This window comes from Leuconostoc falkenbergense (assembly GCF_045801155.1).
GTDB lineage: Bacteria > Bacillota > Bacilli > Lactobacillales > Lactobacillaceae > Leuconostoc > Leuconostoc falkenbergense.
This window is the reverse complement of record NZ_CP174386.1, coordinates 1,520,279-1,541,299: the sequence shown is the minus strand read 5'-3', so window position 1 is coordinate 1,541,299 and position 21,021 is coordinate 1,520,279. Positions and strand designations below refer to the sequence as shown.

19 protein-coding genes are annotated in these 21,021 nt (G+C 39.2%); 15 read left to right on the top strand and 4 right to left on the bottom strand.

Annotated elements, in window-relative coordinates:
- Positions 1 to 32 precede the first annotated feature (32 nt).
- From tsaE to ACI3ES_RS07595, 3 genes are read left to right on the top strand one after another with little or no spacing between them, the layout of a single operon-like run.
- The gene (gene tsaE, locus ACI3ES_RS07605) at positions 33 to 482 is read left to right on the top strand and encodes a tRNA (adenosine(37)-N6)-threonylcarbamoyltransferase complex ATPase subunit type 1 TsaE (RefSeq protein ID WP_004910452.1); all 450 of its coding nucleotides are present in this window, start codon (positions 33 to 35) and stop codon (positions 480 to 482) included.
- A complete protein-coding gene (locus ACI3ES_RS07600; RefSeq protein WP_114667048.1) occupies positions 479 to 973 on the top strand; it encodes a GNAT family N-acetyltransferase in 495 nt (164 codons plus the stop codon). The genes tsaE and ACI3ES_RS07600 overlap by 4 nt, the downstream gene beginning before the upstream one ends.
- Positions 970 to 1,503 (top strand): 3'-5' exonuclease, encoded by a 534-nt coding sequence (locus ACI3ES_RS07595; protein WP_004910447.1) that lies wholly within the window; start codon positions 970 to 972, stop codon positions 1,501 to 1,503. Before ACI3ES_RS07600 ends, ACI3ES_RS07595 begins: the two co-directional genes overlap by 4 nt.
- Position 1,504: 1 nt before the next feature.
- Here ACI3ES_RS07595 and ACI3ES_RS07590 read toward each other — a convergent pair whose 3' ends face one another.
- The 3 genes from ACI3ES_RS07590 to ACI3ES_RS07580 form a co-directional block, all read right to left on the bottom strand.
- Positions 1,505 to 1,705, bottom strand: a complete 201-nt coding sequence (locus ACI3ES_RS07590) for a hypothetical protein (protein WP_036066253.1) — start codon at positions 1,703 to 1,705, stop codon at positions 1,505 to 1,507.
- Positions 1,706 to 1,787: 82 nt separating this feature from the next.
- Positions 1,788 to 2,609: an exodeoxyribonuclease III gene (locus ACI3ES_RS07585; RefSeq protein WP_114667047.1), complete on the bottom strand. Its 822-nt coding sequence runs from the start codon at positions 2,607 to 2,609 to the stop codon at positions 1,788 to 1,790.
- A 98-nt stretch (positions 2,610 to 2,707) separates the two neighbouring features.
- The gene (locus ACI3ES_RS07580) at positions 2,708 to 3,529 is read right to left on the bottom strand and encodes an NAD(P)H-hydrate dehydratase (protein ID WP_114667046.1); all 822 of its coding nucleotides are present in this window, start codon (positions 3,527 to 3,529) and stop codon (positions 2,708 to 2,710) included.
- A 138-nt stretch (positions 3,530 to 3,667) separates the two neighbouring features.
- Between ACI3ES_RS07580 and ACI3ES_RS07575 the strand changes: the two genes are divergently transcribed.
- The 10 genes from ACI3ES_RS07575 (at position 3,668) to yihA (ending at position 15,504) form a co-directional block, all read left to right on the top strand.
- Positions 3,668 to 4,861: a DUF2075 domain-containing protein gene (locus ACI3ES_RS07575; RefSeq protein WP_114667045.1), complete on the top strand. Its 1,194-nt coding sequence runs from the start codon at positions 3,668 to 3,670 to the stop codon at positions 4,859 to 4,861.
- Positions 4,862 to 4,937: 76 nt separating this feature from the next.
- Positions 4,938 to 6,353 (top strand): dipeptidase PepV, encoded by a 1,416-nt coding sequence (gene pepV, locus ACI3ES_RS07570; RefSeq protein ID WP_114667044.1) that lies wholly within the window; start codon positions 4,938 to 4,940, stop codon positions 6,351 to 6,353.
- A gap of 253 nt (positions 6,354 to 6,606) precedes the next feature.
- A complete protein-coding gene (locus ACI3ES_RS07565; protein ID WP_114667043.1) occupies positions 6,607 to 8,325 on the top strand; it encodes a DUF262 domain-containing protein in 1,719 nt (572 codons plus the stop codon).
- A gap of 72 nt (positions 8,326 to 8,397) precedes the next feature.
- Entirely contained in the window at positions 8,398 to 8,541 is a 144-nt protein-coding gene (locus tag ACI3ES_RS07560; protein WP_407631959.1) for a hypothetical protein, read from the top strand.
- Positions 8,542 to 8,558: 17 nt separating this feature from the next.
- The gene (locus tag ACI3ES_RS07555; RefSeq protein ID WP_114667699.1) at positions 8,559 to 9,368 is read left to right on the top strand and encodes a Dam family site-specific DNA-(adenine-N6)-methyltransferase; all 810 of its coding nucleotides are present in this window, start codon (positions 8,559 to 8,561) and stop codon (positions 9,366 to 9,368) included.
- On the top strand, positions 9,361 to 10,671 hold the full coding sequence (locus ACI3ES_RS07550; protein ID WP_114667698.1) for a type II restriction enzyme: 1,311 nt from the start codon (positions 9,361 to 9,363) through the stop codon (positions 10,669 to 10,671). Before ACI3ES_RS07555 ends, ACI3ES_RS07550 begins: the two co-directional genes overlap by 8 nt.
- 82 nt (positions 10,672 to 10,753) lie before the next feature.
- Entirely contained in the window at positions 10,754 to 12,100 is a 1,347-nt protein-coding gene (locus tag ACI3ES_RS07545) for a cytosine permease (protein ID WP_114667697.1), read from the top strand.
- Between the two features lie 102 nt (positions 12,101 to 12,202).
- Positions 12,203 to 13,498 (top strand): trigger factor, encoded by a 1,296-nt coding sequence (tig, locus tag ACI3ES_RS07540; protein ID WP_114667696.1) that lies wholly within the window; start codon positions 12,203 to 12,205, stop codon positions 13,496 to 13,498.
- A 161-nt stretch (positions 13,499 to 13,659) separates the two neighbouring features.
- Positions 13,660 to 14,907, top strand: coding sequence for an ATP-dependent Clp protease ATP-binding subunit ClpX (gene clpX / locus ACI3ES_RS07535; protein WP_114667695.1), 1,248 nt, complete (start codon positions 13,660 to 13,662; stop codon positions 14,905 to 14,907).
- Positions 14,908 to 14,910: 3 nt separating this feature from the next.
- Positions 14,911 to 15,504 carry a ribosome biogenesis GTP-binding protein YihA/YsxC gene (yihA, locus tag ACI3ES_RS07530; protein WP_114667694.1) on the top strand — a complete coding sequence of 198 codons (594 nt, stop codon included), beginning with the start codon at positions 14,911 to 14,913 and terminating at the stop codon, positions 15,502 to 15,504.
- 72 nt (positions 15,505 to 15,576) lie between these two features.
- Here yihA and ACI3ES_RS07525 read toward each other — a convergent pair whose 3' ends face one another.
- Positions 15,577 to 17,508, bottom strand: a complete 1,932-nt coding sequence (locus ACI3ES_RS07525; RefSeq protein ID WP_114667693.1) for a glycoside-pentoside-hexuronide (GPH):cation symporter — start codon at positions 17,506 to 17,508, stop codon at positions 15,577 to 15,579.
- Positions 17,509 to 17,693: 185 nt separating this feature from the next.
- On the opposite strand from ACI3ES_RS07525, the gene ACI3ES_RS07520 reads away from it, so the two are divergent.
- Positions 17,694 to 18,707 (top strand): LacI family DNA-binding transcriptional regulator, encoded by a 1,014-nt coding sequence (locus tag ACI3ES_RS07520; RefSeq protein WP_114667692.1) that lies wholly within the window; start codon positions 17,694 to 17,696, stop codon positions 18,705 to 18,707.
- A 71-nt stretch (positions 18,708 to 18,778) separates the two neighbouring features.
- Positions 18,779 to 21,010, top strand: coding sequence for an alpha-galactosidase (locus ACI3ES_RS07515; RefSeq protein ID WP_142511796.1), 2,232 nt, complete (start codon positions 18,779 to 18,781; stop codon positions 21,008 to 21,010).
- Positions 21,011 to 21,021: the final 11 nt, after the last annotated feature.

The following is a 21,021-nucleotide window of genomic DNA, read 5'->3' as shown; positions in this document are numbered from 1 at the left end:
TTATACCAATTATCTCGTGCTATAATGAAAGAATGAAAGAATTTCTCACAAACAATTCACAGCAAACACAAGAATTGGCTCAAAAAGTAGCCCAACTGGTACGTCGCGGTATGGTATTAACTTTAAATGGCGACCTTGGTGCTGGCAAAACAACTTTCACACAAGGATTCGCTCGTGCTTTAGGTGTCACTGGTCGTGTTAAGAGTCCGACATTTAATATCATGAATACGTATATGGCCGGTGAAACACCGATTTATCATTTTGATGCCTATACTTTGGAAACAATGGGCGCTGAAAATCAAGGGTTTGAAGATTTTATCGGGACAGACGGTATTACTTTGATTGAATGGCCGCAATATATGGTTGATATTTTGCCCAACGATCGTATTGATTTTAACTTTCAACGAACCAATGAAGATGATCAACGTCAAATTACCATTCATGGTATTGGGCAACTGGCTAATTTTGAGGACGCATTATGAACTTTGATATGAGTCAATCGATTGCATTTAGTTTGGAAGTGGCAGGGTTAGAAAACGCAGCACAATGGCAGGCACTCATTCAACAATTGATGACTGAAACGGATACGTTTTTGATAGCTAGTATGCGAGATGGAGAAGTAGTGCCGGAGGAAAACGTTGGGCCAGCTATCACTTTGTTACTGATGGCTGAACAAGGGGCGTTACGTTTGCCAGTAGGTATTGGCTCGATTGAAAATGGGGAAGTAGGTATGGCCATTTTATCTCAATTTCAAGGCGCTGGTTTAGGACAATCATTGATGACAGCATTACTGGATTGGGCACAAGCAAATGGTTTACAGCAGGTATGGTTAGATGTGCAAGTAGACAATTTGCCAGCTAGACACATTTACGAGAAGTTTGGTTTTATAATGGTAGGGAAGCAAGTGAATTTGACGTTGCCAAATGGGCGTCAGACGCAGTTGCAAAAAATGGTTTTGGAGTTAGAAATATGAATTTTGTTGCAATGGATTTTGAAACAGCCAATCATGAAAAGCACTCAGCAGTATCGATTGCATTAGCAGTTGTGAGAGATAATCAAATTGTTGACCAATTCTACTCATTAATAAAACCAGAAACGTCATTTAGTCACTATAATACGAAAATTCATGGTATTCACCAAATTGATGTGGCAAAAGCACCACAATTTCCTGATATTTGGCCAACGATTGCACCACTATTTACGGCGGATAAATTAGTGGTTGCGCACAATGCACCGTTTGATAACGGCGTATTGAAGGGAACGTTAGACTATTACGGACTACCGGAACCACATTATATGCTATTGGACACAGTTCAAACGAGCCGCAAGCTATTTCCAAATTTTCAAAATCATAAATTGAATACAGTGGCGGAAAACTTGGGTATTACGCTTGAACATCACCATAACGCCTTAGATGATGCGGTGGCTGCGGCAAATATTTTAATATATGAATCCCAGCAATTTGGTGATTCAGCACTAAAATCATTTGTGAAAAATAAATAAGCTATCCCAGATTGGATAGCTTAGAAAAAAATTGTGATGAGTGTATGACACCCGATTGCCAACGATAATCCCAGAATAACAGCGAGACTAAATCTAGAAACTGAAGCGGCTCTGCTGTTTTTTTTGTGACGACGGCATCGTAAGTATAGTAAGCATGAATGTAGATATCGTCAACACGACTCACGTTTGGTCTCTTATCCATATTAACACCTCCACCAATAACTTAATTATATGTTAATAATGTGGCGATATTGGCACTAAATCATGAAGAAACCATGTTGTTTTTAAAGTAAATCAATTTCCAATTGAATTGGTGCGTGATCTTGTCTTTTACCAGTGTCTAGTACAGTTGACTGGGTGACTTTATCAGCAATTCTGTTGCTGACGAGATAATAATCAATGCGCCAACCCGAGTTGTTAATTTTGCTGGTCTTGCTAATTTGTGCCCACCAAGTGTAGATACTTGGGACATTTGGGTTGAGCGCTCTCAGCGTATCTGTGAAACCGGCACCCAATAATGCAGTAAACTTTTCCCGTTCCTGATCGGTAAATCCGGCTGAATGGCGATTAGTTTTAGGATTTTTCAGGTCAATTTCTTCATGGGCAACGTTCATGTCACCACTGAAAATCACTGGCTTCTTTTGGTCTAATGAACTGATATAGCGTCGGTATTGATCATCCCATAAACCACGATCATCTAAGCGCGCTAGTTCGCTGCCGGAATTGGGTGTATAAACAGTTGAAACATAAAAATTGGCGAATTCGAGTGTGATCACACGCCCCTCCATATCCATGTCGCCGGGCGCATCTATTTTTGGAAAATCAACTGATAGAGGTTCTTGACGGGACAATACCATGGTACCGGAATAGCCTGAACGTGCTAAACTCGGGTTGACAAAAACGTGATAGTCGGGGAATAGTTCAGCAATGGCATTAGCCTGCTTTTTGGTTAACCCGGTCGCTTTTAATTTGGTTTCTTGAATAGCAAACACATCAGGTGTGGCTTCAGCAATATTATTAAGAACTGACCAAGTCATTTCACCACGCGCACTTTTATGTTCAACAGCGGCGTTAATTGAGTCAATGTTCCATGAAATTAGTTTCAAAATGAATTCCTCCAAAAATCGTTAATTTCATTCTAACATATTCAATCATTTTTCTTGAAATCGTCTGTGGAATTAACCGTTATTTTTGGGTTCTAAAATTATTTGGCATAACGCGACATAAATTCTGGTAATGCTGCGCTGATTTTAGTTGGTAGTGTGACATATTGATTTTTTGATAGTTCATCAGCAATGGCGGAATGGGCATAAACCGCTGCCATGATTGCCTCTGGAAAGCACAACATGAATTGCGCAGTAAAGCCAGCTATCATACCAGCCAGCGTGTCACCCATACCACCGGTAGCTTGATAAGGACCACCATTTGGTATTTCGAAAACTTGGTTAAGCGTATAAATTTGGGTATGGTGTTGTTTCAAAACAAGGATTGGCTGAACATTCATACGTTGCTGTGCTAACATATTGAAAGCCTCAAATGCCTGTTCATTGATTGTGACACCGCTTAATCGTTGCCATTCCATTTGATGTGGTGTAATAATAAGCTGCGATTGTGGCCAAGAAAGTTTATTTTCCGCAACTAAAGTTAATGCTGAACCATCCACAATCAAAATTTGGCGTGCCATGATGGCGTCAAAAGTGGCTTCAACGATATCAAGACGATTTCCCAGTCCAGAACCAATTAACACGACATCAGCATGTTGAATATCATCAGTTAAATCGTCATTAAAATCAATCACCATTGCTTCGGGTAAATGAGCGTGCAATGCAGTGAAGTTACTGGGATCTGTTGCAACAGAAACTAAGCCGGCCCCAGCATTGACAGCAGCTAGTGCGTTCATGATTACAGCACCACCAAATTGCTGTGTGCCACCAATAATTAAAACGCGACCATAAGTGCCTTTATGAGATTGTTCAGGTCTTTTTTTGATAACTTGGTAAAGGATATCTTCTGTCAGCTTTTTCATGTTTACTTCCTCACACTTATTCTAACTGATAAGGACAAATATTGCACGCCAAATCCTTGTGTTATCAGCGTTTATGACGGTGCATTTATATTATGTCATTTATATTTTTTCTGTTTTGAGGACGCATGATGTTACAATATGGCTATGATTAAAAATAGTTTCGTATTGGCTGACGGTGAACAATTTTCAGATGAACAAAATGATGTGATTCACCAAGCAGTAGCGTTCGCCAATCACAATTTAACCCAGTCGCAAACACGTGCTTTTGTGATAGAAGGTGGCGCTGGTGCTGGTAAGAGCGTTGTGCTATTTGAAATTTTCAAACAACTACAAGCCACGAAGCCACAATGGCGTAATTTTTTACTTGTTAATCACGCTGAGATGTGGAAAAGTTACCGTGAATTAGCCAGTTATCAGCCTGACCTCAAAAAGAATCAATTTCTTAAACCAACGACATTCATTAATCAAATGACTCTTCACAATCAAACAGCTGATGTTGTTTTAATTGATGAAGCCCATCTTTTACTAACAGCACCAGACCGGTACAATAAATTTCAGCAAGAAAATCAACTGGTTGAGATACTGAAACATGCGCGTGTGGTTATTCTAGTCTTTGATGCTCATCAGGTTTTGAAGTTAAAAAGTATGTGGCATCGCGAGCAGTTGCAGACTATTCTAGCACCGTTTAAACCTGAGGCAGTTCAATTAAGCGAGCAATATCGAATGGTTGATCAAAGCCAGTCAGTCGTTGAGTGGATTGATCAGCTAACTCAGCACAAAAAAATAATTGATGTGGCAACATCTCTATCATTTGATTTGCGCATTTATAATGATGCTAACCAGTTATATGCGGCGATTTGTCAAGAAAATCAGCGTGTCGGCATGTCGAGAATCTTGTCAACTACCGATTATCCCTACACGGTTAATCGTGGCAAATGGTATGTTACGTTGGACGATTTCAAATTACCCTGGGATCAGCTTGATACAGGTGCCACACCTTGGGCCTTACGCCCTGAAACGATCGATGAAGTGGGGTCTGTTTATACGATTCAGGGCTTTGACTTGAATTATGCAGGCGTGATTATTGGGCCTGGTATTCGTTATGATAATCAAAAAGATCAGTTAATCATCGATCCAACTCATTATGAGGATAAGGCAGCATTTAGAAGCGTGGGTGGCAAAAATTTGTCATTAGAGGATAAGCAATCAATCATGCTTAATGCTTTGAACATCCTACTAAAAAGGGGACGTCATGGTTTATTTATCGCAGTGGCTGATCCAGCTTTGCGTCAAAAATTGTTAGCTAGTGTACCAAAGCAATCACGATATTGAGCAAGACAAGTCATTAGGAAAAAAATCATCAAAAGCGTATAATCAAAGTATTAGATACAAGAAAGGTTAAAAAAACATGACAATTGATTGGAAACAAGAAACAGAAACGCGTAAAGAGGCGTTTATTGAGGATTTGAAGTCAATGCTAGCAGTTGAATCTGTACGTGATGACTCAAAAGCCACAGCAGATGCACCACTTGGTCCTGGGCCCAAAGATGCATTAGTTAAAGTACTGTCGATTGCAGAACGAGATGGTTTTACCACTAAAAACCTTGATAACTTGGCTGGTTATATTGAAATTGGTCCAAAGGATGCTGAGGAATACGTTGCTATCTTGGCCCACGTTGATGTCATGCCAGCAGGTGAAGGTTGGGAAACAGCACCATTTGAACCTGTTGTGACTGAAGACAAAATCATTGCCCGCGGGGCGTCTGATGATAAGGGACCGGGGATGGCTGCTTATTACGCTTTCAAAATTTTGTCTGATTTGAAAGTACCTTTGAAGCGTCGTGTACGATTGATTTTTGGTACCGATGAAGAAAACGACTGGACAGGCATGACACGTTATTTTGAAGTGGAACCTGAACCAGCATTTGGCTTCTCACCTGATGCTGAATATCCAATTATCAATGGTGAAAAGGGTAATGTCCAAATTTTGATTGACGGTGAAGCTACTAACGGTGGTTCTGCTAAGTTGGTATCGTTTGAATCTGGATTACGGACTAATATGGTACCTGGAATTGCCCGTGCTACTGTGCAGTCAGCACAAGCAGAAAAAATTGTCACTGAATTCCAAGAATATTTGGTGGATAATCCACAGATTTCTGGTTCAACAGAAACAGATGGTGAAGTTGTCAACTTTGTTTTGAATGGTAAACAGGTTCACGGCGCAATGCCTGAAACTGGTGAGAACGCTGGTACGTACCTAGCTAACTTCTTGCAAGACTTTGATTTCGGTGGTACTGCTAAGTCATTCTTGACTTATCTTGGCACACCAGCACATGATGATACTATTGGTAAGAAGTTTGGTGTTAATTACACTGACCAAGTCATGGGACCTTTGTCAATGAACGTTGGTATTCAAAAGTTTGTTGACGGCGGCAAAGCCTTTATTAACTTCAACTTCCGTTATCCAAAAGGCATTACACCGGAAGAAATTGAAGCTGGTTTGGCCTCACAATTGAATGGTTGGGATGTCAAGCCAACCATTGGCGGACACGCGCAAGTGCCACATTACGTTGCACCAAGCGATCCTATTGTGGAAACATTGTTGCGTGTTTATCACGAACAAACTGGTTTGCCAGCACATGATCAAGTCATTGGTGGTGGTACTTATGGTCGTTTGATGAAGCGTGGTGTCGCCTTTGGGGCATTATTCCCAGATTCACCAGACACTATGCACCAAGTTAATGAATTTGCTTTGTTAGATGACTTGTATCGCTCAATCTCAATCTATGCACAAGCAATCGCTGAAATTACTAATTTAGATTAAATATTGGTTTAATCTTTGGTCTGTATGATAGCAATAATCAAACAAATCAAAGGAGAAACATTATGGCATTAGTAATTGTAGCTGGTATTGTAATTATTGGATTCTCGTTCACTAAGGTGTTGCGTGTGACGCAACCGGTGAAACAAAAAAACAGCCGATGAGCTGTTTTTTTGTGATCAAAAATTTAATGTGTTATGAGCGATATTTGTGATCTAATTGAAGCAATGACGTAATAAGAATAGGAGAAAAAATAATGTCAATTGCTAATCCAGAAACAAAATCGATACATGCTTTACTTTCTGAAAATGAAGCACTTTTTCATATTCCGGCATATCAACGTGAATATTCATGGCAGAATATTCAGCTTGAGGACTTGTGGGATGACTTAGAGGAAGTCTTGTCAGATGATTCAGAAGAGCACTTCTTTGGCCAAATTGTCACCAATACTTCGGAAAATGGTTATGAAGTCATTGATGGGCAACAGCGGTTAATAACTTCCACTTTATTGTTGGCAGCTATAAGAGATGTTGCGAAAAAATTTACAAGTGATCAAAAATTCAGCTCGCAATTAAGTGAAGATGAAAGATACTCCGCTCGTCGTAAGGTAGATGATATTCAGGAAAATTATTTATTAGCTAGCAATCTTAAGACACCCATATTAACATTGCCAGATGAAAATGACGTTGCTTCTTTTTTTACTGATCTACTTATAAAGGGTCGAATTGTAGAAAGTGACAATCAAACAGAAAAAAACCTAAGAAACGCATATTTGTTTTTAAAAAAACATGTTTCGCAATATATTGCAAAAAAGGAATCAGAGAATTTAGGGGTGCCTCAACAATTAAAGAGACTAGAAAATTTAATACAAGTGTTTACGAAGCGATTCAAGGTTATATTAATAAATACAGCTTCAACAAAAGATGGGTTTGTTATTTTCGAAACTTTAAATGCTCGTGGTAAAAGTCTAGAAGAAGCTGATCTCTTGAAAAACCTGCTTCTCGGTTTTTTGTCTGATGATGAAGAAAGTGCTAATAGTAAGTGGGAAAGAATTTTCACTACTTTAAATCGAGATTCCAACGAAACTTCGCGCTACATACGAGCCTATTGGGCGTTTAATGTCGGCTTGGTAAACAAAGATAAATTATTCCGAGCAATGAGAAAGAGTAATCAATTACAAAATTCTAGTGATGCACAAAAAGTGTTAGAAGAGTTGGCTAAATATGTTGGAATTTATTACGGACTTTTAAAAGGTTTAAAGTCACGATTTAAAGATCAAGAACTTGCTGATTTGGTAGATACTGCTTCGGTTTTAGTTAAGACATTTCATCCAGTGGTGCTAGCTATGTATGATCGTTCTTTTAAGGAAAGCGATGTCAGAAAGGTTTTAAAAAAAATTTTAAGTGTCTACGCAGTCAATATATTTATATTAGGTGAAGTTGCTAATGATTTGGAAAAAGACTTGGTAAAGGTTTCTAGAGGTATTAAAACTGGCATAATAGCCAATGTTGAAGAAATAAATAAAAAATTAGATGAAATTGAGAAAAAAGAGCAAGCGATATTAACGTTACCAGTATGGAATAGAGATAAATGGACACAAAATCAATCTCGCAATACAAATCAAGGTCACGTATTCTTGTTAGCAGAATTATTGGCGGCACAGCCTGATGAAACAATATCGTCATACGAGCTGTTTAAGGGAAATGGAAATCCAAAATATCGTCTAATTAGATTGGCAAACTTGGATCAACTGGCTAGTGATGCTGCATATATAAATAAGTTTGGGAATTATACGTTGTTAGAGAAAAAAATAAATTGGAATGAAGAATGGTCATTAGAAGAAAAGGCTGACCATCTGATGAGATCAAAAATTATAAATAATAGGTTAATGGCTCCAAAATTTTCACAATGGAATGCTGATATAATCAACAATAGAACAAAGCAATTTGTTGGCAATATGAGAGCGATTTGGTGAAAGACTTGATCCAAAATCAATTTTGATCAACAATTAAGATCCTAACTCTTGACAAAGTAGAGGATCACGCCCATGCTTAGCAACAAGCAACAAGCAACAAGCAACAAGCAACAAGCAACAAGCAACAAGCAACAAGCAACAAGCAACAAGCAACAAGCAACAAGCAACAAGCAACAAGCAACAAGCAACAAGCAACAAGCAACAAGCAACAATTAGCAAATTTAAAACCATTTATTAAATGGGTTGGTGGAAAAAGGCAGTTACTACCAGAATTGGCGAGGTATGTTCCAAAGAAATTTGGAACATATTTTGAGCCTTTTTTAGGTGGTGGTGCCTTTTTATTAATGCTGCAACCAGAAAAAGCAATTTTGAATGATTTCAATCCTGAACTAGTGGTGACATGGGAAACTGTTTGTGATAATCCTGAACAATTAACACAATTGCTACAAGAATATCAAAGAAATCACAGTAAAGAATTTTATTTAGATTTACGTGCTGCTGATCGTGATGGCAGGCTTGAAAATATGTCCTCAATTGAACGTTCGGCGCGCTTCATTTATATGAACAAAACTGGGTATAACGGGTTATGGCGCGTAAACCGTAAAGGTCAAAACAATGTCCCTTTTGGTAGCTACAAAAACCCAAAAATCTCTGACGCTAATACGATTTTTGCTGTTGCGAATTACTTAAATTCCGCGCAAGTCGCATTTATGAACGGCGATTTTGAAAAAGCAGTTAGCAAAGCTAAAACAGGTGATTTTGTATACTTTGATCCGCCATATATACCATTATCTGCGACTAGTAATTTTACCGGATATAGTGCTGAGTTTGGATACGAACAGCAGGTTAGATTGCGAGATGTATTTAAGCGTTTGCATGAAAATGGTGTTCATGTGATGTTATCAAATTCGGATGTTCCCCTTATTGAGGAACTATATGGTGATATTAAGGGTGTCCAAATTGAACACGTTAGTGTTAAACGTTCGGTTGGGGCAAGGGCCACTTCTAGGACAACTGTTGGTGAGGTAATTGTTCATGGTTAACGGTGCCAAAAATAGAGTCTGGGAAGAAGTCTTGTCAAAGCGTAGCGATGCTATACAATCACTTAACCATCAGGGATTTTTTGAAATTACTTCGCAAGAAGTGAACCGGATTTCAAAAAAAATATCTGGACCAGATTTTCGAAATTTGTCAAAATTTGATAAACGTGAAGACTTACCAGATGTATTTGTGGAAAATGAGCTTAATATACTGCCAATATCACGTAAAAAATACCTTGTGGGACATTTTGATGAGTATGCTAACCTTTCTAGTGCTGAGGCGACCAGTGTAGAAAAATATCAAGTGCCTAACTTAGCTTCCTTACTGGGAAACTCAGCGACGTGGAATGAAAATAGCTGGATAAGTGCAGGATTAGCGGCAAATGTTTTTGACCAAGCATTTGAAGATTCTGATTTTATTCGTACAATCACTGGAAGAATGGGTGGCGGCAATTGGCAATTTAATATTTCTAATTTTCAAGGTAATCATCATTTTACATTACAGTTAGAAAACCCACAAATTGAAATCGATACAGTTTTAGAATCGCCTAAAGCAATTTATATTATCGAAGCAAAGCAGGTAAAAGAAGACAATTTTTTGATACGACAACTATATTTTCCTTATCGTAAGCTTTTGTCAGATCTAAAAATTGATAACAAACCAATTATTCCAGTTTTCTTTGAAATTAATGCAGCAAGTCAGTATGCCAGAGTAAGAATTTTTTCGTTTGATAATGATACACATTACAATAGTATTCGAGAAATTAGACGGTTCGAATTCCAATTGATTGATCGCAACGAAACTGAAACAGCAGCTTCTTTATTACAATACGCACAAAGTGTCATAACTCATGACACGGTAGGAAAATTATTTCCACAAGCTAATGATATGTCAAAAGTTTTGGAGTTGATGATGATATTAAAAAGGCGACCGCTGACTAAAACAGAGATTGCTGAAAATTTCAATTTCGATCCACGTCAATCTGATTATTATGTTAAAAATATTTTAATGTATTTTGGATTGGCAGAACAAATTGATTCTCGATTTAAGTTAACCGTACGTGGTAAACATATTGCGCAACAAGCAGTTGGACAGCGGAATATTTTGCTTGCGCGTGAGATTATTTCATATTCTCTGTTCAATCATCTTATTCAAAGAAGAATTATCCATGGCCGTTTGAATAAGAAGGATATTATTCATGAAATGTTGATCGAAGATCTAGGATTAAGCATCTCAACCGTAGAGCGCAGAGCAAGTACAGTTAACGCAATAATTGAATGGATTATGTTACAAATATTAGACTAAAACACCCGAACGAACGTTTGCCTTGGCGGGCGTTTTTTGTTATGATAATTCTAATTGTATTATCATTAAAACGGAGGCAAATATGGAGAGTCAGGGGATAAAAGTCGATAATGACCGGCATATCGCGCAGATGGGTTTCTGGGACCAATTGGCAACATGGATTGGTGCGAATGCAAACAATGGTACGTGGTATATTGGCGGTGTTATTGCGGCGCTTGGATTGAGTGGTGCTTTGGGTGTCATTTTAATTAGTGGACCGCTCGCTTATGTATTTTTGGCACTAGTTGGCTACATGGGCTACAAGGTGCGCGCCTCAACAATGAACTTGATGCGACCAGCATTTGGAGTTCGCGGTTCAATCGGACCATCGTTGATTAACGTGGTGCAATTTATGGGCTGGGCAGCGGTTAATACCTATATTGCAGCAATATCTGTTAGTTACTTATTGGCTGATATTTTTGGTTCGACCAACTTTAAGCCCGGTGGTATCAAAGGTATGGTCGTTGGTGTTGTGATTATGGGCATTTTACATTTGATTTCAATTTCTCTCGGTCAAAAATCCATTCGATTAATTGAACGAATTGGTATCATTTTGGTGATTGCCTTGGTCATCTGGGAGACTATCGTGGTCTTACGAGAAGTATCATTACAACAAATTTTAGCTTGGCATGCACCAACTGCAGCACATCTATCATTTGGAACTGCTATTGACGTTTTTGCGGCTTTTAATTTGGCATGGGTGACGGCGACAGCGGACTTTACGCGTTTTTCAAAAAATAAATCATCTGCAACCAAGGCGCCATTTATTGGTGCAACGTTAGGTCTGTATTGGTTTGCTATTGTCGGCTCATTAACTACGATTGCCGCTGCTGTCAGTACAAATGCGTTTAATCCAGATAGTTCTGATCCCTCAACTGTTGCGTCAAAGTTGGGACTGGGTGTCTTAGCATTGATTGTGATTATGCTGACATCAACCACAGCAAATGCGGTTAATTTAATGGCAGCGGGGTCAGCGTTTAATAATATTTTGCCAAAAATTAAGCTGACACCATCGCTCTGGATTGTTACCATCATTGCCACGTTGATGAGCTTTATTCCATTTATTTTTGGTGGGTTTATCAACACGTTTATTTGGTTTTTAGATATGGTGGGGATGATTTTAGGACCTGAAATTGCTATTCTACTGGTTGATTTTTTCTTTGTCCGTAGTAAAAATTATGACACCAATCAATTTAGTAAAATAGATGGGAAATACTGGTATCAAGCTGGTTTCAACGTTCGGGCCTACATCACTTGGGTGATTAGTATTGCCGTGTATTTTGGTTTGCAACAAGTAACACTGGTCACAGACACAGTTGGTTCAACTTGGCTAACCATGCTATTTGCAGCTGGATTGTATGCTGTATTATCGTTAAAAAAAGCAATGTAACCTTAAATGGTAAAATTTAGATGCTTATTCACGACAAAATAGTTGTGATATTCGTAAATTTAGTCTAAAATTAGATAGTATTGAAAACTCGGAGGAAATAACATGTCTAAGTGGACACCAGCCGCGGATGAAAAAAACCAAGGCACATTAGAATTTGAAATCTCACGCGCAACAGTTGAAGAAGGTTTGGATAAAGCTTTCCAACGTAATAAAAATCAGGTTTCAATCCCTGGATTCCGTAAAGGAAAAGTGACAAAGCAACTCTTTTTCCAAAAGTTTGGTGAAGAAGCTTTGTATCAAGAAGCAATGGATATTGTTTTGCCAGCCGCTTATGAAGCAGCTGTTGACGAAGCTGGTGTGACACCAGTTGGTCGTCCAAATATCGAACCAGTCTCAATGAACAAGGGTGAAGCTTGGACTTTGAAAGCTGAAATTACAACTGCACCTGAAGTGAAGTTGGGTGACTATTTGAACCTTGAAGTTGCTGCTCAAGATGAAGAAGTGACTGACGCTGACGTTGATGCCGAAATCAAGCGTTTGCAAGAAGGACAAGCAGAACTTGTTTTGCAAGAAGAATCAGTTAAGGCAGAAAACGGCGATACTGTTGTTATTGACTTTGATGGTTCTGTTGATGGCGAACATTTTGATGGCGGTCAAGCCAACGACTTTTCATTGGCATTGGGCTCAGGTCAATTCATTCCTGGCTTTGAAGAACAATTGGTAGGTCACACAGCAGGTGAAGATGTGAACGTTAATGTTACGTTCCCTGAAGACTATCAAGCTGCTGATTTGGCTGGCAAAGAAGCCTTGTTTGAAGTTAAGATTCATGAATTGAAGCGCAAGGAATTGCCTGAATTGGACGACGAGTTTGCCAAGGATGTCGATGAAGAAGTTGAAACATTGGCAGAATTGAAAGAAAAGACTGCTAAGAAGTTAGCTGAAACTAAAGCTGAAAGTGCTAAAGAAGCATTTGAAGACGCAGTCATCACTAAGGCAGTTGACAATGCTTCAATCGACGGTGACAAGATTCCAGATGCTATGATTGATGAAGATGTTCATCGTCAAATCGATCAATATTTGGGACAATTGCAACAACAAGGCATTTCTCGTGAAATGTTCTTCCAAATTTCAGGCCAAACTGAAGATGATTTGCACAAGCAATTCGAAGACGGCGCAGCAACTCGCGTTAAGACTAACCTTGTACTTGAAGCAATTGTTAAAGCAGAAGGTATTGAACCATCAGAAGAACAAGTTACTGAAGAAATCAACAACTTGGCTTCACAATACAACATGGACGCTGCACAAGTACGTGCAACTTTGTCAGATTCATTGTTGAAGCATGACATTGCTATGCGCGAAGTCATTAAGAAAGTGACTGACTCTGCTAAAGCAGTATAAATGAGTTTGATTTTAAGAGCACTTCAGGTTGAGGTGCTTTTTTATTTTAGTAGAATTAAAGTTAGTATGGTTTGTAAGAAGACTATAAAATAGTATAATAGTATCATACTGTTTAACTAAAATATTATTGATATTAAAAGATCAATCAAAAAGGGAAAATAATGGCGAATACACCAAATTTTGAAGAAGAAGTACATTGCAGTTTTTGTGGTAAATCTGCCAGTGAAGTCAAAAATATTGTTGCGGGACCAAATGGTGTCTATATTTGTAACGAATGTGTTGCTTTGGCGCAAAACATTATTCAAGAAGAATTAACCACCTCGCAAGCGGCCCAAGTCTTATCATTGCCAACGCCACATGAAATCGTCGCTGAACTAAACGATTATGTCATCGGTCAAGAAGACGCTAAGAAGACGTTGGCTGTCGCCGTTTATAATCATTACAAGCGTATCAATGAAAATGTTGCGCCAACCACGGACGTTGAATTACAAAAATCAAACATTGCCTTAATCGGACCAACTGGTTCAGGAAAAACATATTTGGCGCAGAGTTTGGCGCGTATTTTGAATGTGCCATTTGCCATTGCTGATGCCACCACTTTGACTGAGGCAGGGTATGTTGGTGAAGACGTTGAAAACATTATTTTGAAGTTGTTGCAAGCAGCTGATTTCAATGTCGAGGCAGCCGAACACGGCATCATTTACGTCGATGAAATTGACAAAATTGCCAAGAAATCTGAGAATGTTTCAATCACGCGTGACGTTTCTGGTGAAGGTGTCCAACAAGCGTTGCTTAAAATGCTAGAAGGAACCATTGCCAGCGTGCCACCCCAAGGTGGTCGTAAGCATCCGCAACAAGAGTTAATTCAGGTTGACACGACCAACATTTTATTTATCGTCGGTGGTGCTTTCGCAGGTATCGACACGATTATCAAGGAACGTTTGGGTGAACGAGTCATCGGCTTCGGTTCAGACGCTAATGAAAACGCAGTTGCCCTCAATGACGAAAATATTCTTCGCCATGTGCAACCAGAAGATATGACCAAGTTTGGCTTAATTCCAGAATTTATTGGTCGTTTGCCAATTGTGACCGTGTTAGATGAATTAAAAGTGGCTGACTTGGCACGCATTTTGACAGAACCTAAAAACGCGCTCATTAAGCAATACACAGCACTTTTGGGCTTAGATGATGTTGAACTTGAGTTCCAACCAGATGCATTAGAAGCAATGGCCGAACTAGCCATCAAACGCCATACTGGCGCGCGTGGCCTACGCTCAATCATTGAAAACGTCATGAAGGATGTCATGTATGATATACCAAGTCGTGATGATGTGGCGAAAGTCATTATTACCGAAGCAAGTGTTGAAAAAGGTGAGCAACCAGAGCTACAACTTAAAAGGGAGGGTTAACTCATGGACGTGCATAATGTTGAAATGGTGATGAGCGCCGTCTCAGCCACCCAATATCCAACTGATGGCAAACCTGAAATTGCCCTTGTTGGTCGCTCAAATGTCGGTAAATCGTCATTGACCAACACATTGATTAACCGCAAAAACTTTGCCAGAACATCATCACAACCGGGGAAAACGCAAACGTTGAACTTCTATAATGTGGAAGACCAATTATATTTCGTTGACGTGCCTGGTTATGGTTACGCGAAAGTATCCAAGAAGCAGCGCGAAGCGTTTGGTCATATGATTGAAGAGTACATCACATCACGCAAGCAATTACGCGGTGTAATCAGCTTAGTTGACGCCCGCCATGATCCTAGTGATGATGACATTTCAATGTACGAGTGGTTGCATTACTACAATATTCCAATCTTGGTTGTTGCGACCAAGTCAGACAAAATATCACGCAGTCGTTTTAATAAATATGAATCAAATATCAAGCGCACACTTGGTTTTGACGAAGAAGACAGTGATTTTCAATTTTTCTCATCGGAAACGAAATACGGTAAAGATGAAGTGTGGCAATGGATTGAGGCACATCTCAATCAAATGTAATTTTAAAGACGCAAAAGGCCTAAAGTATATGACTTTAGGCCTTTTGTTACGTATTATAATATAATCGGTATTTTAGCCATTATTTTCAAGCGTCAAAATGACATCGTCTTTATCGACTAAGCTTCCGAGTGGTTTCTTTAATGTCAATGTGTCATCGGCACTAGAATTAGTGATGGTAACAATAACTGTATCATCATATCCAGCATCTTTAATAGCTTTATCCCAGAACTCAATGAGTAAATCACCACGCTTGACGTGTTGGCCACGTTCAAAGTAAGTCACGAAACCAGTACCTTGCATAGCTACCGTCCCAATACCAATGTGGATTAATGTTACGACACCAGTATCAGAGACCAGTCCAACAGCGTGTCGAGTAGAAAAGGCAATTCTGACCGTACCATCAAATGGTGCATATACGCGACCATCAGAAGGCTTAATAGCAAATCCTTGACCAAGCGCGCCATTGGCAAATATAGGATCATTTACTGATGCTAAATCAACAAGCTCACCGGCGATTGGTGCGTTGTAGTCATGCGCACCAGCTTCAATTTTAGTTGATGTCGTGACAGGGCTAGCAGAATCATCAGCTAATTGCTTGCCCCAAGTACGTTCCAACTGATCAACAATTTCAGCGTGCTTCTTTTCTGTTAATGTGACCTTGCGATAGAATACATACGTACCAATTAAAATAATAACAATTGGCAAACCAAACATAATGAGTTTAAAAGTAACTTGACCTGAAGCGCTAACAGAAGCAGCAGTGGCACCAGTTGTCATACCAGCAGCAACAGCTGTTAAGCCGACGACACCGTTTGAAATGGCACCAGCTAGCTTGTCTAGCAATGGTCGAACTGACAATGTTAGTGATTCATCACGGTGGCCCAACTTAAGTTGACCATATTCAACAGAATCGGAAATGGTCATCAAGACAACCAAGAAGACTAGGGGTTGTGGAATAGCGAACAGTACAGCAGCGATTAAGACCATTGGCAATGATTGACCAGCAAATACAAACAAAACCAAGGCGATGATCATTGTCAAAATGCACCAGAAGAAGAGATTACGACGGTTAAGCTTATCAGCTAACTTTGGGAATAGTGAGACAGACAGCAAGCCAGTTACAATATTGAGACTAGCAAAAATTGAGAAAGCAGATGAATTACCCAAAATAAAAGTAAAGTAATACAGTTCCAGCGAGTTGACGAGTGTAACCCCAGTTGTGTAGAGTCCATAAGAGAGGGCAATCCACATCAATTGATCGTTATGAGTTAAAATGTGAATAACTTTTTTGAAAGTTGTTTTTTCTTTATTTTTACGAAGATCTGAATCGACTTCTTTGGTACCGATACCAACAGCTACGGCACTTAACCAAGCGATAGTTGCAACAATCACAGCAAACCAGAACCAGCCACGAGTATCACCCGTGCCACCATTTGAATTCAAAGAAAAGAAAAGAACAAGTGGCATGACGACTACACCAACTAAATTACCACCGATAGTTGACCCGATTCGAGCAAATGTGGCTGTTTTTTCACGTTCACGAGAATCAAATGTTAACGCAGGAATCATTGACCAAAATCCAATATCTTTGAATGAATAGAAAATATCCATAATGATGTATATAAAACCAAAGATGATTAAGTAAAGCAGTGGATTTGATTTGTTCAAACCGCCCATATTTGTGAACAAAATAATTAAGGCAATAGAACCGACAGTACCGCCAACAACCACCCAAGGCTTGAATTTACCCCAACGAGTGCTTGTATTATCAATTGCGTTACCAATAAATGGATCAATTGCCAATTCAACGAAACGCAATAGGAAGATAATCAACGTGATGTAACTAATCATTTTGTCATTCTGTGCAGCGTTACCACTATTAAACAAGTGTGTTGTCACAAACATAATGAAATAAGTTGACAATGTAGCGAAAAACATATCGTTACCGAATGCACCAAACGCATAGGAAACGCGAGAGGTCATCGATTGATTGTTAGACTTCATAATTGTATTCTCCTTTTCGATATCAGCTAACACAGTTAATAGTAAGCGCTTTCAAAAGAAAAAGCAATACTTTTTACTAAATATTTAGTAAAAAGTATTTTATCGCAATTTGTTGTAAAATAATAAAAGAACATTTACTGTGATAAAGACTGATATCACAACATTGACGAGTTGAGGAAGAATATATGGTTACAATAAAAGACATCGCGGCAGCAACAGATGTTTCGGCAAGTACGGTATCACGTGTCTTAAATCAAGATATGACGTTATCTGTATCAGACGAAACACGACGCAAGGTTATTGATACAGCACAGCGTCTTAATTATGTTAAGAAACCGAAAAAAGAAGTGACTGCTCAAACACTCCATATTGCAGTTTTGACGGTCTTTTCTGAAACGCGCGAAGCAAATGATTCTTATTGGCGCCAAATTTATTTAAGCATTGTCCAAGGTGCTCATGAGCGTGGTATTGTGGTTGATGAAGTTATCCGTATCAATCAAGGACTGAAATTGGCTGAATTCGCCCATTACGATGCCATTATTGTACTTGGGGATATGACCCCCAGCGCAGTGAATCAACTAAAACAAATCAATAGCAGTATCGTTTTAGTTGATGCAAAAGACCACTACCAAGATATTGATGCGGTTAATCCTGAATTGCGGTTGATGACAGTTAGAATTTTGAACGAGTTATATGAAGCGGGTCGACAAAAAATTGGCTTCATCGGTGGCATCAATGATTTGACAGCTCTTGACGGTACTACAACAACTAATCTGGAAGACGTACGTAGCGAGATATATGAGGAATGGTCCAAGAATCATGGTATTACCCCTCATTTTCATACTGGAACATGGCATGCAGAAACTGGCAGCTTGGGTGCAACAAAATTATTGGAAGAGGAGTCTCAATTGGATGCTTTGTTGGTGGCGTCAGATCCAATTGCATTAGGCGCTATTAATGCATTGAAGCTACAAGGCATTGAGCCCGGGAAAGACATTGATGTGGTGAGCTTTGATAATTTGGAGTTAGCTTCATATCTGGTGCCAGCGCTGACTACGGTTGAATTACATCCCAGCGCAATCGGCAAAACTGCTATAAGTCAAGCATGTGAACTGGCTAGAGGAGAGAGAACTTGGCCAATTTGGGCAACAATTCCCAGTCAACTACATTATCGAGAAACGTTCAAAAAAAATAAGTAACCGTTTACATTTTAGTAAACAGGTGGTAAACTATGTTTGTAATTTAGTAAATATTTTCTTGGAGGAAGCAAATGTCTAATGCAAACATTTTTTTTGATGAACAACAACAAGTTTTTCATCTATCAAATCAGCAGGTGTCTTACTTGATTCAAATCGAAGATGGTGGGGTGTTGAGCCACTTGTACTTTGGCAAAAAGGTATCAGGCTATCATGGTTCTCGTCTTTATCAACGATTAGATCGCGGTTTTTCACCTAACTTAGCTGGAGAACCTCATCAAACAGACCGTCGTTTTTCAAAAGATACGTTGTTACAAGAGTATAGTGGTTATGATACAGGCGATTTTAGACAAGCTGCCATCAAATTACGGGGCGTAGATGGTGCCGAAGCTACTGATTTTCGCTTTAAATCGTACGCAATTGAAAAAGGTAAAATAAATTTAAGCGATTTACCACATGCTTACGTATTATCTGATGACGAGGCGCAAACTTTAGCAATTGTGTTGGAAGATGTTACTTTAAATGTCGAACTTACTTTATACTACACAATTTATGCGGACAGGCCAGTTGTAACACGCTGGAGCAACATCAAAAACTTATCTAGCGAAAATGTGAAAATTGAAAAAATCGCGTCGCTCCAATTGGATTTACCTGCCAATGATTTGGAAGTTATCTCTTTGCCGGGTGCTCATGTTCGTGAGCGAAGCATTGAAAGGCAGGCATTGCGTCAAGGGTTAACGACGTTTGCAAGTCATCGTGGTACCAGTTCACACCACATGAACCCATTTATTGCTTTGGTTGCACCGACCACGACAGAAAATCAAGGCGAGGCAGTCGGCATTCAGTTAGTTTACTCTGGCAATCATCAATTTACTTTAGAAAAAGATTATGTTGATCAGTTGCGCATTTTAGCTGGTATTAATGAAGAAGGCTTTTCTTGGGAACTGACACCAGAAGATAGTTTTCAAACACCAGAGACGCTGATGGTGTACTCGGATGAGGGCCTTAATGGTATGTCACAAGCTTATCATCACCTTTTGCGGGAACGTGTGGCTCGCGGACAATACCAGTACGCACAACGTCCCATTGTTATCAACAACTGGGAAGCAACTTATTTTGATTTCAATGCCGAAAAAATTGAAGAAATTTTAGATGAGGCTGCGCCGCTAGGTGTTGAAATGTTTGTCTTAGATGACGGTTGGTTTGGTCATCGTGATGACGATGATAGTTCACTAGGTGATTGGTTTGAGTACACAGCCAAATTAAAAGATGGTGGTGGATTAAATGGTTTGTCACAAAAAGTGCATGACAAAGGAATGAAGTTTGGACTGTGGTTTGAACCAGAAATGATTTCTAAAAATTCTGACCTGTATCGCGCCCATCCAGAATACGTACTACATATTCCAGAGCGTGTCATGACACCCAGTCGAGATCAATATGTACTGGATTTTTCAAGGCCAGAAGTCGTGGACAATATTTTTGATCAAATGGTGGCTATTTTGGACAATGTGCCAATTGATTACATTAAATGGGATATGAATCGTCATCTGACGGAAGTTTATTCGACTGCTTTGCCAGCTGATCGTCAAGGTGAAGTAGCACATCGCTATATGTTAGGTGTATATGATTTGGCTAATCGTTTGACCAGCCGATATTCTCAAATTTTGTTTGAAGGTTGCTCAGGTGGTGGCGGTCGTTTTGATGCCGGTATGCTGTATTATTTCCCACAGTCATGGACATCTGATAATACAGACCCTATTGAGCGTTTGAAAATTCAATATGGTACAACATTGAGTTATCCAGTTTCAAGCATGACCGCTCACGTTTCTGCATCTCCTAATCATCAAACTGGTCGCAAGACGAGTTTGAAAGTGCGTGGCGATGTTGCGACTGCGGGTGTGTTCGGATATGAATTAAACTTAGCTAAGTTATCTAATGAAGAAAAAAGTGAGATTAAAGATCAAATTTCATTTTATAAGCAACAACGGCAGTTGATTCAATATGGTGATTTTTATCGCATTAAAAGTCCGTTTGAGGGCAACGAAACTGCTTGGGAATTTGTGAATGAAGATAAAACAGAGGCGCTTTTGTTTAATTATCGTGTGTTATCAACGGCGCAACCAACGTTTAGCATTACAAAGATGGGCTACTTGCTGCCCGAAGCACTCTATGTTGATCAAACCACAAAAGAAAGTTTTTCTGGGGATGAGTTGATGTCAATTGGTTTATATAATGCGCCGATTGAGCAAGCAGATTTTACCTCATCAATTAGATATTTTAAAGTCCAAGAAAACGAATTAAAGTAAGAAAGGTAGAT